Source organism: Sphingomonas faeni (assembly GCF_040407495.1).
GTDB lineage: Bacteria > Pseudomonadota > Alphaproteobacteria > Sphingomonadales > Sphingomonadaceae > Sphingomonas > Sphingomonas faeni_D.
In genome coordinates this window covers 141,831-154,435 of sequence record NZ_JAPZPP010000002.1, presented here as the reverse complement: position 1 = coordinate 154,435, position 12,605 = coordinate 141,831, and the positions used below count along the sequence as shown (strand labels likewise).

General features: G+C 61.1%; 14 protein-coding genes. 10 read left to right on the top strand and 4 right to left on the bottom strand.

Features of this window, described 5'->3' with window-relative positions:
• Positions 1 to 66 precede the first annotated feature (66 nt).
• The 3 genes from O6W96_RS05500 to O6W96_RS05490 all read left to right on the top strand — a co-directional run bounded on the left by O6W96_RS05500 (position 67) and on the right by O6W96_RS05490 (position 2,450).
• The gene (locus O6W96_RS05500; RefSeq protein ID WP_353468654.1) at positions 67 to 768 is read left to right on the top strand and encodes a DUF5343 domain-containing protein; all 702 of its coding nucleotides are present in this window, start codon (positions 67 to 69) and stop codon (positions 766 to 768) included.
• Entirely contained in the window at positions 765 to 1,358 is a 594-nt protein-coding gene (locus tag O6W96_RS05495; protein ID WP_353468653.1) for a Swt1 family HEPN domain-containing protein, read from the top strand. The genes O6W96_RS05500 and O6W96_RS05495 overlap by 4 nt, the downstream gene beginning before the upstream one ends.
• Positions 1,359 to 1,964: 606 nt before the next feature.
• A complete protein-coding gene (locus O6W96_RS05490) occupies positions 1,965 to 2,450 on the top strand; it encodes a hypothetical protein (protein WP_353468652.1) in 486 nt (161 codons plus the stop codon).
• A 369-nt stretch (positions 2,451 to 2,819) separates the two neighbouring features.
• On the opposite strand, the gene O6W96_RS05485 is transcribed toward O6W96_RS05490, so the two are convergent.
• Both O6W96_RS05485 and O6W96_RS05480 read right to left on the bottom strand, forming a co-directional pair.
• A complete protein-coding gene (locus O6W96_RS05485) occupies positions 2,820 to 4,034 on the bottom strand; it encodes a hypothetical protein (RefSeq protein ID WP_353468651.1) in 1,215 nt (404 codons plus the stop codon).
• 139 nt (positions 4,035 to 4,173) lie between these two features.
• On the bottom strand, positions 4,174 to 4,746 hold the full coding sequence (locus O6W96_RS05480) for a hypothetical protein (RefSeq protein WP_353468650.1): 573 nt from the start codon (positions 4,744 to 4,746) through the stop codon (positions 4,174 to 4,176).
• A 683-nt stretch (positions 4,747 to 5,429) separates the two neighbouring features.
• On the opposite strand from O6W96_RS05480, the gene O6W96_RS05475 reads away from it, so the two are divergent.
• The 7 genes from O6W96_RS05475 to O6W96_RS05445 all read left to right on the top strand — a co-directional run bounded on the left by O6W96_RS05475 (position 5,430) and on the right by O6W96_RS05445 (position 10,337).
• Complete coding sequence (locus tag O6W96_RS05475; protein ID WP_353468649.1) at positions 5,430 to 5,741, top strand: hypothetical protein; 312 nt, start codon at positions 5,430 to 5,432, stop codon at positions 5,739 to 5,741.
• 169 nt (positions 5,742 to 5,910) lie between these two features.
• Entirely contained in the window at positions 5,911 to 6,363 is a 453-nt protein-coding gene (locus tag O6W96_RS05470) for a hypothetical protein (RefSeq protein ID WP_353468648.1), read from the top strand.
• 97 nt (positions 6,364 to 6,460) lie between these two features.
• Positions 6,461 to 7,609: a site-specific integrase gene (locus tag O6W96_RS05465; protein WP_353468647.1), complete on the top strand. Its 1,149-nt coding sequence runs from the start codon at positions 6,461 to 6,463 to the stop codon at positions 7,607 to 7,609.
• Positions 7,603 to 8,031, top strand: coding sequence for a helix-turn-helix transcriptional regulator (locus tag O6W96_RS05460; RefSeq protein WP_353468646.1), 429 nt, complete (start codon positions 7,603 to 7,605; stop codon positions 8,029 to 8,031). The genes O6W96_RS05465 and O6W96_RS05460 overlap by 7 nt, the downstream gene beginning before the upstream one ends.
• Positions 8,032 to 8,075: 44 nt before the next feature.
• A complete protein-coding gene (locus tag O6W96_RS05455; RefSeq protein WP_353468645.1) occupies positions 8,076 to 8,366 on the top strand; it encodes a hypothetical protein in 291 nt (96 codons plus the stop codon).
• A gap of 175 nt (positions 8,367 to 8,541) precedes the next feature.
• Entirely contained in the window at positions 8,542 to 8,949 is a 408-nt protein-coding gene (locus tag O6W96_RS05450; protein WP_353468644.1) for a hypothetical protein, read from the top strand.
• Positions 8,950 to 9,209: 260 nt separating this feature from the next.
• Entirely contained in the window at positions 9,210 to 10,337 is a 1,128-nt protein-coding gene (locus O6W96_RS05445; RefSeq protein ID WP_353468643.1) for a hypothetical protein, read from the top strand.
• A gap of 220 nt (positions 10,338 to 10,557) precedes the next feature.
• Here O6W96_RS05445 and O6W96_RS05440 read toward each other — a convergent pair whose 3' ends face one another.
• Together O6W96_RS05440 and O6W96_RS05435 are read right to left on the bottom strand one after the other, a co-directional pair.
• Positions 10,558 to 11,013 carry a PaaI family thioesterase gene (locus tag O6W96_RS05440; protein WP_353468642.1) on the bottom strand — a complete coding sequence of 152 codons (456 nt, stop codon included), beginning with the start codon at positions 11,011 to 11,013 and terminating at the stop codon, positions 10,558 to 10,560.
• 14 nt (positions 11,014 to 11,027) lie between these two features.
• Complete coding sequence (locus O6W96_RS05435; protein ID WP_353468641.1) at positions 11,028 to 12,518, bottom strand: efflux transporter outer membrane subunit; 1,491 nt, start codon at positions 12,516 to 12,518, stop codon at positions 11,028 to 11,030.
• Positions 12,519 to 12,605: the final 87 nt, after the last annotated feature.

The window sequence follows — 12,605 nt, the reverse complement described above, 5'->3', positions numbered from 1 at the left end:
AGGGATCCGCAGCGACTTGCCGCCTAACCGGAATCAAGTCAGTATCCCACGTGAGGGGGATCGAATTTGGCATCCGAAGCACCAACTGCAGATGAAGGCGGAGTTGCGCACCCATCGACAGAAAAGACAGTTCGCAGGAAGATTCCGGGGGGCTTGCCGTACACCTCCAGTCCCGGCGTGCTGCGGCGAGTATTGGAGAAGATTCCTACCTCCGAGAAGCCGAGTATCTTCACGAGCGACTTCTTAGGCACGGTTATGGGAACGACCGGTGGAGCGGCGCGTCCCATTATCCCCATCCTTAAAGCCACGGGGCTGCTCAATCAGACTGGTGCACCCACCGAACTGTATGCGCAGTTTCAGACCGACACTGGCCGTGCAGCGGCAGCACTACAGGCACTTCGGAACGGCTTCGGCGAGATATTTCGTCGAAACCAGTATGCTCACAGAGCAGATGAACCCGCTCTCGTCGATGTAATCGTGGCGATCACGGGCCTCCCGAAAAAGGAAGGGATCGTTCGCTACATTCTGACCACGTTCCAGTCTTTTCAAGACTACGCCAAGCAGGTGAGGGAGGACGCGAACGCGGAAGAGGGCGGCGATGCGTCTCCAGCGTACGACACGCCACCGACGCCGCCTGCGGATCAGAACGGCACGCCCGGCAGTCGGCTTCAACTAGCTTACAACATTAACGTGGTCCTGCCTGAGACGACTAACGTGGAGGTCTACAACGCCATTTTCAGAAGTCTCAAGGCGAACCTACTAGGATGAGTGAGCACACTATCGAGTTGTTCGTCCTCAAGTGCGCGGTCATCGAAACCGGCCTTAGGGCCTCCGTCGCAGAGTTCGATACGAGCAGTCCAGGTGCTTTGAGCCAAGCCGACGACGAGCAGCTAGAGCCGTTCATCAAGCAGTTCGACATAGCCAACCGCAAGAACGCGGCTCACATGTCGCGCTACTATGAAATCTTCTATCTTCTGGAGAACGACATTCGGCGTCTGATTGTTGAGACAATGGAGGCCGCGCACGGCACGACATGGTGGGACTCTTGCGTACCGCCGGGGGTGCTCGAGGAAGTGCGCAAGAACCGAGAGCGCGAGGCCCAGGCGGCTGTGTCGGTCCGGTCCGAGGATGACATCGACTACACCACCTTCGGCCAACTGGGGGACATCATCCGGGCGAACTGGTCAGACTTCGCGGGCATGCTGAGCAACCAGTCCGCCGTCTCGCGGGTCATGTACGCGCTCAACATGCTACGGGGCACCATCGCTCACTGCGGGGTATTGGCCGAGGATGAGGTTGATCGGCTCAAGCTGGCGATTCGCGATTGGTTCAGGGTGCTTGAGGGCCCGAAAAGCTAGCGAGCGCCCTCCGCTGGGGGAGAGGTGGAAGTCGAACCCAGGTAGCGGTGCCGCGTTTGCCAGCCCCTGAGCGCGGCTCCTTGTGTCACTCGGACGGCCGATAGGGCAGCCGCGCCATGCTGGCTCTTACGACCGACTTACGGCCCCGCTGGCAACCAAAGGCAGTGACGCCGTTTGAAGCAGCTAAGTGACTGTTTTCGCTGAGGAAAGAATGGTGGACTCACTTGGGCTCGAGCCAAGGATCCGCTGATTAAAAGGTCTAGGTCTCCTCTCGCCTTCTAGCCCGTTTAAGGCCTTTTTCGTACGTTCCGAACCGTTTGTGCGGTTGGTGCCGAACCGGGCATACGACTAAGTAGCCCTGATACACCCTAGATACCCGCAGCAAGCCAAGGGGCCGGCTAGGGGATTGTTGCGGGCGTCAGGATCTGAGGGAGGAAAGAGAGGAAATGCCAACGTGTTTGGGTAGCGTCCTGAAAAATACAATCGACGGCGCTCTTAGCTTTACGTATCACGGACATGGAAAATCCCCGGAGATCGTCGATGACATTCGAGTGTATAGCAGCGGATGGACGTCGACGCGGTCTGATGGCGGATTGGGAACTATGGTTGCGTGAAGCCGATGTGCTTTATGGTCGGTATTTAGAGCGCATCGAGGAATCGCCATTCGACTTTAACGAAGTATCAGCGGTAGGATTTCTTTCGGCGGCAGCAGCGCGAAAAGATTTTTTGACACTGAACGAATACGAGATCGTGAAGCGAGATCGATCGGATCGGCGGCGGAAGGTGCCTGGGCGGGCTGACTTGTGGTTCGCTAGCGAACAGCGATCGTACTCTTTCGAGTTCAAGCGAGCATGGCACGCAGCTACTATCAAAAACCTTGAATCAACACTGTCTCGCGCACGCGCCGATATCGCGGTCATCGACAAGGACGAGTCCCATTACGCCGCTGGCGTGGTCTTGGCCTATGTACGCGATGAAAAACGAATTGAGCGGTACGAAAAATTTGCGACACATCAAAACGTCGATTTCGCGTACCGCATAGGACCGCAAGGTGTGACGGGAGGCTATCTGTTTTTTTCCGTGAAGGGTTGAAAGATGGTACCAGAGGTACCGTACGGCGCGGCCTTGGCAGGCCGGATCGCACCGTTAGCTTCCTATGAACCGCCTGCGGCACGCATTTCATGGACCGCGCCCAATGTTATCCACCCTTCCCAAACCTTGACAGCCGCGGCACCGCAAGGGGTAGTGTGAGCACTTCCAACCTGCTTGGGCCTAGCGGACCCGAGAGTTATCCGCCTGATCGTCGTCGTCACGTTTACGGCGGCCTGGCTACCTGATCGACCGAAAGGCTCCTACAGGGTATCTTGGTCGGCCGTCCCTTTGCTCTACCTTACGGCTTCTCCATTGTTACCTGGCATAGCCTTTTGACCAATCGTTCCTCGTTACCCTTTCCGCACTACGTCACTCGCAAACGAGAGCCAGTGCGCGGTTGGCTGAGACAAACTGCGGTTTCACGACATAAAAACAGAGTGAGGGGTGCTTCTCCAGCGGGCCATCCGATCCGCAAAGCGAATCCAAGATTGAGCGCAGAGTAAGCCCCTTCTTCAATCCCTTACCCCGATATTGCCCGGCGAGGACCAGGCGGTCGAATGCGTAGCGCAGCTGCGCCACTTGCTCTGGTGATGTCGGCCGTCCGCCAGTAGGTGCGCCGCTCATCGGCATGACCAGCGGTGAAAGAGCCGCAAAGAGGTCGGACGGCCGCATGCCGCCGTGCAACACCTCAGTCACGTGGCGGTCGAGCGTGTCGAGGAGGGGCAGCGCCGCAGTGGCGAAGCCGGACAGCAGTTCGACGACGCCTACCTCGGTCCATTCGGCACGCAGTTGGCAGCCAAGTTGCTCAAGCGCTTTTCGCCCCTGGCAGCTCACCTCCTCACGCAGCCCGCCGGGGCACCCCGGCGAAGCGGGGGCCTTGGCATACACCTTATAGGCCGCCCCCTTCCGCTTCCGCCACCAACGTACCACTAGGTGACCGCGCTCGTCGGCTGCCGCGGCGCGGTAGACACCGCGCTCCAGCCAAAGAGTGCCCTTCGGAACCGAGTGGCAGAGGAGCAGCGCCGCGCCGGGCGGATCGTCGGAGGTCCTGTCGCGGCACAGCTCGGCCCGCCGCAGGCGCATGGACACCTCGCTGGTGACGGCTCGTTTGGGCAATGCTTGGTCAAGGCAACGGCAAAGCTCGTCAACCATTGACGCAGCGTAGCGATACTGGTGTTCTATCAAATGGCAGGTGTCGGCAGGAGTAGGCCCGATGTAGTTGGTCTTCCCGTCATAGGTGGTCCTTGACGCGGTGCCGCCGTTTAAGTGCGAGAGGTAATCGAGGGGCTGCAGCCGGACGGTGCTTCGCTGGGTTATCCGGTATGCGTCGGCGCCAGCTGGTGCGATATGCAGTTCCGCGACTGCCGTGGCCGTCACGCCGTCTATATCGCGATGGAGGTCGAGTACCATCCACCCAGGGCCACGTGCCAAGCTCCTTGCGGCGTTGAGGATGCCAGCGGCCGTCAATGCGTGACGGCATGCGTCGAGGTCAGTCGGCGAGACGTGGTCGAGCCGGGCGGCCGGGCCGATCTCTAAGAGGTCGAATACGGCGCCGGCATCCGCCTCAAGTGTTTTTTCCTTCATTTGGTTGTCGCTCCTCGGCCGGCACGGTTGATTGTGGTGGCAACTGTGAGTGGCGGCGCACCGGACATCGTGCGCCGCCAGAGCCCCCGCTCAGGTGGTCATCGCACCTGCGCCAGATGGGTCGTCGATCGTCGCTCCGTCACAAGCGGGCGAGGTGAAGCAATTTGGCGCTAGGCCCGCGCGGCATCGCGAAGAAAGCTGCGACTCCCTCAAGTGCCAAAAGGTGATCCAGCGCCTGGTACAGGTGTGGCGCGTGGAATAGAATTGTCGTTTCGCTTACCTTGAGTAGCGGGATGAACCTTGCGAGGTAGCTGTCGTCGATCAGCGTGTTGTACCATGGATGCTTTTCGTCGTCCTCCTCAATGCTGACCTCCATATAGAAGGCCCGCCGATCAGAAAGGTTCTCAATGATCGAGAGAAGCTCTCCGCAATGGTCTGCTGACACGGCATTCTCGGGAATCCAAAAGGCATCAAATTCGATCCCCAGATCGATGCAGGGCCGATCGAAGAGCAGATTAATGTAGAAGCCCATTTCCTTCTTCGGAAAGAAAGATTGCGCGTAATCATCGCCAAACTTTTCTCGTGACCACTCCTGTTGCGCGATCCGGTCGAGAATTGATCCAGATACCTCGCCGGCGCGATCATCATTTAACCAACCGCTATCGTCATCATACGGATCAACAATACAAAAATTTTCCGTCATGTCGGTCAACTCCGTTTAGTTGCAAATTACGATGGTGCGTTCCGTGTGCCGACAAGCGTCGCCGAGACGAACTTGATCGGGCCGTTGCGGCAGCGCCAATCGGATCAAGGGAGTAGCTGCCCTTCGAGAACCGTGGCGGTTGAGCTCGCCAGGGCGTACGCGTCCCGACCGTTGACTTGTCGTGAACGCGCAGCCCCGAAGAACTACTGCTGCCATGGCCTCGTAGGGCTGCGGGTGATTGTGCCCCTAAGGGCGTGCGCGTCGTGAACGGTGACCCGTCGTGATCGCGGGGCCCCGAAGGGCCACTGGTGGCCATGACCTCATGAGGCCACGGTGGTCGTGCCCCTAGAGGCGTACGCGTCAGAACCAAAGTCGGTCATTGATCGCGAGGCCCCTGGAGGGGCGTTGGCACGGCCTCTCAAGGCCGCGGGTAGTTGAAGCCTCAAGAGGCCGCCGGTGCCCCGGTCAGTCATCGACCGCGACATGCTCCGCCTTGGTCGAAGCGCCCGAAGGAGCACCGCTAGAAGGCGAGAGATCGACGCAGCGTACGCCGACGACGCGCCATTAAGACATTCTCAACCGGTGTCAACACTCGGTGCAGTCGTCACGCTACCTGATGCCGTAACGGCCGGTTCGGTCAGTCGCATGTCATTCGTGTGCCCGGGCTTACCTGCCGTGGCTAGGAGAAAAGCATGCGCATCTATGAATCACTAACATTTGAAGAGCTGTGTCGTCGTCAGGACGGTGTTCAGCTTGATGAGAAAGATACGTCTCAAGAAACTAGCCAGCTGATGCTATACCTAAGTCGTTCTGGCTTTATCGTGCAGACGGCCGGAGACGTGTTGGCTGCTATAAACCATTTGGTTGAGGAGGAGGAGATATTTGCAGAGCGCTGCAAGGAAGGCGTAGCCGTATCACATGCGAGTGACGGATGGTGGTTGTTCATTCGCGACGACAAGCCGCTACCCGTTCCTTTATCGCACATCGGTGATGGCTCATGTTGAACCGGTTCCGTTCCGCCGGGTGCGCGTTGTCGACCGCCGGCGCTCTTCTGCGCCGTGTTGCTCGTCGGTATCCACAATCTGCCAACGATCGTGCACCGACCGTCGCCCTAACGTTGTTCCGGCTCGTCGTGGTCTTGCCCGGCGCACGCCATGGGCATGGGAGGCGGTCGTGAGCGAGCCTCGTTCGGACCTTATCGTGGCCGTCGCCTTCGCGCATACGGCTGAGGTGCTGGCGTGGTCGGCGGCGTTCACAGAGGAGGAAAGGGAGTTGTTGGACCGCACATTACGCAACCTCCTCGATCGGGGGCACGTCGCAGGCTTCAGCGTTAAAGCCGGCGTCGGCGTCGGCGGTAGCGTCATCAGCGGACTTCGGTCGCGGATCGGTAGCTCGACGGTCGATATGTGTTCCGCCGCGCCGGCATCTTGCGGCCACGTATCACCCGCGTTCCTCATGCCTGTTTGGCCGTTCGACCATATGCTCAGAGGCGCATGGACAGCGACGGCTCAATTGCTCGGACTCGATCTCGAACTGATCGCAACGCCTAGCCCCGACGAGGAACTGGGCGCGCATCTGCCGGGCCGTGACGGCCTCTGGCTGATCCACGCGGGCCCTATGTTCTGACTCCCTCGGCCGCAAAGTTCACCAACGGCCCACAACAGTATATTGTCGCCCCGCGCTGATCGCCGGGCGTCGCCAACCATCATCGGAGACCATCGTCATGCCCGCGTTGACCCGCGGCTTGGCGTCGAACCCGCCGACCGTACCGGTAGGCAAGGCGAAGTTGCGCCTGTTCGACGACAAGCTGATCGGCTTTCTCATGGAGGTTCGCGCCTCCGGGAAAGTCACCTACTATTGCCGTTACAACGACGCCCGCGGTCGCCAGCGGGAAGTAAGGATCGGCCGCCACGGCGATGTGACGATCGATCAGGCTCGGAAGCGCGCGCAAGAAATCAAGGCGTCGGCTGCGCTCGGTGGCGATCCAGCGGCCGAGCGTGATCGCTCCCGAGCGATCCCGACCTTCGGCGAATTCGTTGAGGGTCGCTATCTGCCCTATGTAAAGGACAAGCTGCGCTCGTACCGTGACCAGGAGAGCTTCTTCCGGCTGCGGCTCAAGGCAGCTTGGGGCTCCCGTTACCTTGATCAGATACGCCCTGGCGACGTTGCGGAGTTGCAAGAACGGCTATCCCGCGAGGGTCTCGCGGGCGCCACCATCAACAGGTACACTGCCTTCATCAAGCGCGTCTTCAACGTCGCTCTTCACTGGGAAATCTACGACGGTAGGAATCCAGCAACGCGAGCGCAGATGCGGCGTGAGCAGGGACGAGAGCAGTTCCTGACCGACGCCGAGCTGGTTGCGCTGTTCAAGGCGCTGGCGGTAGAGCCGAGCCGGACAGCCGCTTGCGCCATCGCGTTGCTGGCAGCAACAGGCGCTCGCCGGGGAGAAATCCTCGGTGCCAGATGGGAACGCGTCGACATCGATCGGCGCATCCTCACCGTGCCGGCCGCATCGTCGAAAAGCGGTCGTACCCGCTACATACCGCTATCAGACGCGGCGATCCGTATCCTCCGGGGGCTGCCGCCCGGGGATAGCCCGTGGGTGTTTCCAGGGAACGATCCGGCCAAACCGATCAGCGATCTGAAGAAGGTGTGGGTTCGGGTGAAGGAGCGGGCCGGCATCGACGCCGGGTTCGTCCTCCACCAGCTGCGCCACACCTACGCCTCCAGGTTGGTGGGGCAGGGGCGCAGCCTCTACGAGGTCGGGCAGCTGCTCGGCCACGCCTCTACCGCAATGACGGCTCGCTATTCGCACCTCGCCCCAGCGAGGCTCGTAGAAGCGGCAAATCTCGCACTACCCGCCGATTGCTGATCGGCATCCACCACCTAAAACCTTGCGGCCCTGCGGAGATGATCCCGGGGCCGTTCTTTTTTGGAGACGTACCGATGAGCGAAATACGCAAGTTTGCCCTCGCCACCCGTAAGGTGCCGACGCCGGCCGCGGCCCCGCGTTCGGCGACCCCGCCCTCGATCGTACCCGTCGAAACTTCACTCCTGAACGTCCCCGACCCGATCGCGGCGGTGATTGATCAAGTGGAGGCTCAGCTGCCACGCCTGCTAACGCCCCAGGAGGTTGCCGCCATGCTCGGTCTCACCGAGCGGACTCTTGAGCGCTGGCGGATAACCGGGGAGGGGCCGCGCTACTCGAAGCTATCCCGCAGCACAGTGCGCTATCTGCGTGAGGATGTTGCGGCGTTCGTCGCCGATCGCCTGCGCGCCAACACGGCGCAGTGATCTTTCCAGCGACCAGCACGACGACCATCGACAAGGAAGAACCTATGTATACCGACAAATACACGCCCGAACTGAAGGTACAGTCGTGCCTATCCGGCGCCGCTGACAGGCCGCTGGTCGCCACCAGCGCCTCCGCCCGCTTCATCACCGCGACCGAAACCGCGGCGTTGTTGATGGTGACCGAAGAACTGCTCCTCCGTTGGTATGCTACCGGGCAGGGGCTGCAGCCTGTGCCGCGGCCGGAGGGCAGGTTGTACCGTGCCGAACACGTCGAGCGGCTCGCAGCCATGCCGCGCATTCAGCGTATGCTGGCGATCAGCCGCCGGCGCTACTGATCAGATGGCGCCCCGGTCGCGCGAGCGGCCGGGGCATCTGTGGAACTCGGCGCCGTGGGCCAGCGTCAGCATCCTCGGCGGTCTGCGTGCCGATCCTGACGGCCCAGTTGCTCCCGCGGCAGCCCTGCTGACCGCAGCAATATCATCGCCCCGTATCGACAACAGGGAGATGTTCATGAAGGTATTCGACAATCTGGCCGCCATGCGCGCCTGCCTGCCAAAGGGGGCCTGTGTGCCGATCGCGCAGGTGCTGACCGATATGGAGGACTATATCGACGGCCCGATCGAACAGGCAAGCTTCACGCATCTGTTTGGTGCGCCGGCCTACCTGGTAGAGCAGGTGGAGGACCTTGGCGCTATTCTATCGTTCGATAGAGTGGAGGGTCGGCGGGTATCGCTGGCGGCAGCTGCCTCGTGCGCGTTCGACGTAGCGGAATGGATTGACGATGGTCGGTTTGCACGCTTCGTCACGATCGAGACGTCTGATGGGGGGCCGCAGTACCTCGTGCCCCGCCACGTCGCCGATAGTGTCAGCTTCGTAAGCATGAGTGTTGAACTGAGTAATGCACCTCAAGCTGACTGACCCGGCTGCCGCATGGCAGCCGGGTCATCCGGACCGTTTTTTTAACGGATGAAGCAGCAATGGGCCGAGCCATTGCATTTCCCTTGGTCCGCGCAGCGCTCAGGGATGCGACCGAGATGGCGCTCAAAGCAAAGTGACCCAATCCCGGTCACTCGCCGTCTAATCAGCGTTGCCTAAAAACGACCATTCATTCATGTGGTCGGATCGTATGTTTGAGAGCTCATAAAGCTGGACGAGAACAGGTATATGGGACTGAAAACATGACGCTCGCCGCACTGTTCAAGCCGAGCTCGCCCATCGTTATCTCCGACGTGCTGCTTTCTCATGTGGGTCAACCGACAGTGGACGTCACGCCCACGGGCGTCTTCATACGACCACACACCGGTGCCAAGGTTTACCGTCCGGTTGGCTTCTCGCAGAAGACGTTGCTTCTAGACGACGATCGCGCGGTCTTTACGGGGGCAGGCAAGCTAACGACGCTTCGTAGCCTCGCAGTCGATCTCCGGGACCGGATCAAGAAGGGGCTAAGGCCCGCCGACCTCGAAGGGTGGCTAGCAAGCAGGAGCGCGATCTGTGGTAAGTCCACGAGCGCCATCGTGGCGTGGCTCGACGATCATACCTACAAGGTAGGCAAGGTCGGTGCTGGAATCCGCTCTCTTCAAGATGGAGACGGCGAGCAGGTCATCGCCTGCGGCTCCGGCTCTGACTGGCTGCGGCGCAACCTGATCACGGAAGACAGGCTCCTCGATATCCAGGGCGAGTTTACCAAGCTCGAATTGCGCCGCTTCCGCGCCGTCTCACAGGTTGCGCAGCATCTCGCTCAAGAGCGCTTTCTTGGCATGCGAGATGCGTTTGGCGCCGGGTTCCAAGTGGTCTATTTTGACGGCGCGCGTTTCGTTCCGGTGCCTCAGATCACCTATCTAAATTTTGTGATTGAGCACGACGCCAGCGGACCCGTCCGCATGCTCTTCTCCGGTCCGCTTGTCATACAGCGCTCAGACGGACAGCGGTTGGCTTTCGAACTCTGGGCACCGGAGGATGAGGAATTTACCGCCGAAGGAGAGACTATGGTTCTTCATACGCGTAACAGGCGTTTAGAGAAGGTGGTCCCGCCACTGCTGCACAGCCGCACCGAACTCTGGAAGAGATCGACGCTGTCCGTCGGTAACTACGTGGCTGCACAGACGGTTCACGTTCGCAATGGTAGACTGATCGGGCTTGGCAGCTTCGCGCTGATTGGAGATCCAGCGCTCACCGGCGTGGCCTTAGGAGGCGAACCGAACGACAGGCTGCGCTTGGCGATCGCGATTGACGTGTTCGAAACCTGGATGACGAGAATGACCCCCGTTTGCCGCGACGGAAAGCCCACGCTTCGCGAGTTGATCTGAACCGTCTGCACAATCCTGGGAACTGCTGCGCGTCAAGTTGCGGGGGTGACGACCCACAACCGGACGTTCCCGAGCTACTTTCGGCTACCCAACTTCGGTCGCTCGTTAATATTGCCGCAAAGGCTGCGTGGGGCGGCGAATTTCCGATCGCCGCCCGTCTCCCGAAGAAAATGGCGATCTGGGAAAGTCCCAAATCAAGCTCGGGAGCGCCAACTATTGCTTATTTTGCGGATGGCACCTCGAACACCAGCAACGTCGAGGTCGCCGTCGCACAGACCTGCCCCTTGTCGTTGTGCAGCGTGGCTTCGGTGAAGGCGGCGCGACGGCCCATGGAGATCAGCCGGCCGGTAGCGCGGATCGTGCCGCTGGTGCTGCTAAGGCCCTTCACGAATGAGACCTTCAACTCCAGCGTCGTATAAGCGTAGCCGGGCTTCAGTGCCGTGTGCGCCGCGATACCGCAGGCGCTGTCGAGGATCGTCGCGATATAGCCGCCATGAACCGAACCCATCGGATTGTAGGAACTTCCGTCGGGCGTGGCTTCGAAGACCGCGTGTCCATGGTCCGCTTCGATCAGCGAGATACCGAGTTTTTCGCCTAACGGCGGTTGCCGTCCGGTCGCGATCAGCGCGCGGACTTGAGTGAGTCCATCGGTTCCTTCGGCAGCCTCAGATGACATGGTCTTCCCTCCTTCTACTTAGTCTGGCCGGCTAGCATCATGCCGGCGCCGGTCGACGTCGTGACTTGAGCAGGATCCCAGCCGCCGCCCAGTGCCCGGAACGATGCGACCGCGCCGCGACTTGCCGCTGCTCTCGCCTGGATCGCCCCGTCGCGCGTCTCCAACAGGCGCCGATCCGCGTCCAACACCTCGATAAGGCTGATGACGCCGCCCCGGTATGCCGTATCGGAAGTCGCCCTGGCCCGAGTGAGCGACTGCTCGCCCTGTGTCAGCATCGCAGCGCGCGTTTCCTGTTGTACCAAGGTTGAAAAGGCGTCCTCGACATCCTGCGACGCGCGCAGCACGGCCAGGCGGTAGGCCGCCAAGGCCTCTGCGTTGCGCCCTTTCGCTGCCTTGATCTCGGCATCGACGCGGTCGAAGTCGAACAGTCGCCAGCGCAGCCCCAGCACGCCATTGGCCTGTGTCGCATTGCCGCCGAACAGGCCACCCGCAGCCGTGGTGGCTGTGCCAAGCAGACCGCTGAGCGAGAATTTCGGGTAATATTCCGACACCGCCGCCCCGATCCGGGCATTCGACGCCGCCAGCGTGCGTTCGGCCGCGATGATATCGGGGCGGCGTCGCAATAGCGCGGCTGGCCCGCCCGCCGTCAATACCTTGGGAGGGGATGGTATCGCAGCGGGACCGGCGAGCTGTGCCCGGCTACTACCCGGCTGCACGCCGACAAGCACGTCTAGCGCGTTCGTCGCGATATCCAGTTCGTTCTGGAGCGCAGGGACGCTGGCGCGTACCTGCGCCGACGCTCCTTCGACCTGGCGGAGCTGTAGTTCTGCGGCAAAGCCCTTGCGATATTGCAACGCGATCAGGTCGACGAGGCGCTGTTGGGTGTCCGCCTGCGCGCGCGCGACATCAAGGCGGGCCTGCAACGCGCGGACCGAGATGTAGGTGTCAGCCGTCTGCGCCGCGACGACCAGCTGTGCGGCGACGGCACTCGCCGCCGATGCTTCCCAGTCCGCCCGCGCGGCATCGCGGGCAGCATCGCGTCCGCCGAACACGTCGAGTTCCCAACTCGCACCAAGGTTCGCTTCGTACGTTCCGGTCGAGCGTTCGAATTGCGGAAAGGCGCTGCCGATCCGACCGATCGGCGTCTCCAGCGATTGGTAGGTTTCGCCGACCTGACCGCTAATCTGACCTGACGGCAACAGGGCAGCGTTGGCACCTTTCAATGCGGCACGAGTCTGCATCACCCGGGCGCGCGCCTGTTGTAGGTCGAGGTTCTGGGCGAGCGCTCGTTCGACCAACCCTGCGAGCACAGGGTCACCGAACGTCCGCCACCAGCTGACCATGTCGGCCGCGTCGGCGGGACCCGGCCGGGCTTCCACGGCGGCCCCGCCCACATAGGTTGCAGGCGCCGACGTTACCGGTACGACATAGCGCGGTCCCACTGCGCAACCCGACAAAGACAGGAGTGCAAGAACCGACGCTCGCCCATGCGGTACAGATCGCATCTCAAAATCCCAACCCGACTAATTCTGTTACCGATGGACGGATTGGTCACCTGTTGTCAATGCGCGCCTACACGATTATTTGGGTTC

Bases quoted from the DNA above. Each gene is read 5' to 3' on its own strand.
- O6W96_RS05495 (WP_353468653.1), top strand. From the start codon at position 765: ATGAGTGAGCACACTATCGAGTTGTTCGTCCTCAAGTGCGCGGTCATC.
- O6W96_RS05485 (WP_353468651.1), bottom strand. From the start codon at position 4,034: ATGAAGGAAAAAACACTTGAGGCGGATGCCGGCGCCGTATTCGACCTC.
- O6W96_RS05475 (WP_353468649.1), top strand. From the start codon at position 5,430: ATGCGCATCTATGAATCACTAACATTTGAAGAGCTGTGTCGTCGTCAG.
- O6W96_RS05465 (WP_353468647.1), top strand. From the start codon at position 6,461: ATGCCCGCGTTGACCCGCGGCTTGGCGTCGAACCCGCCGACCGTACCG.
- O6W96_RS05455 (WP_353468645.1), top strand. From the start codon at position 8,076: ATGTATACCGACAAATACACGCCCGAACTGAAGGTACAGTCGTGCCTA.
- O6W96_RS05450 (WP_353468644.1), top strand. From the start codon at position 8,542: ATGAAGGTATTCGACAATCTGGCCGCCATGCGCGCCTGCCTGCCAAAG.
- O6W96_RS05445 (WP_353468643.1), top strand. From the start codon at position 9,210: ATGACGCTCGCCGCACTGTTCAAGCCGAGCTCGCCCATCGTTATCTCC.
- O6W96_RS05440 (WP_353468642.1), bottom strand. From the start codon at position 11,013: ATGTCATCTGAGGCTGCCGAAGGAACCGATGGACTCACTCAAGTCCGC.
- O6W96_RS05435 (WP_353468641.1), bottom strand. From the start codon at position 12,518: ATGCGATCTGTACCGCATGGGCGAGCGTCGGTTCTTGCACTCCTGTCT.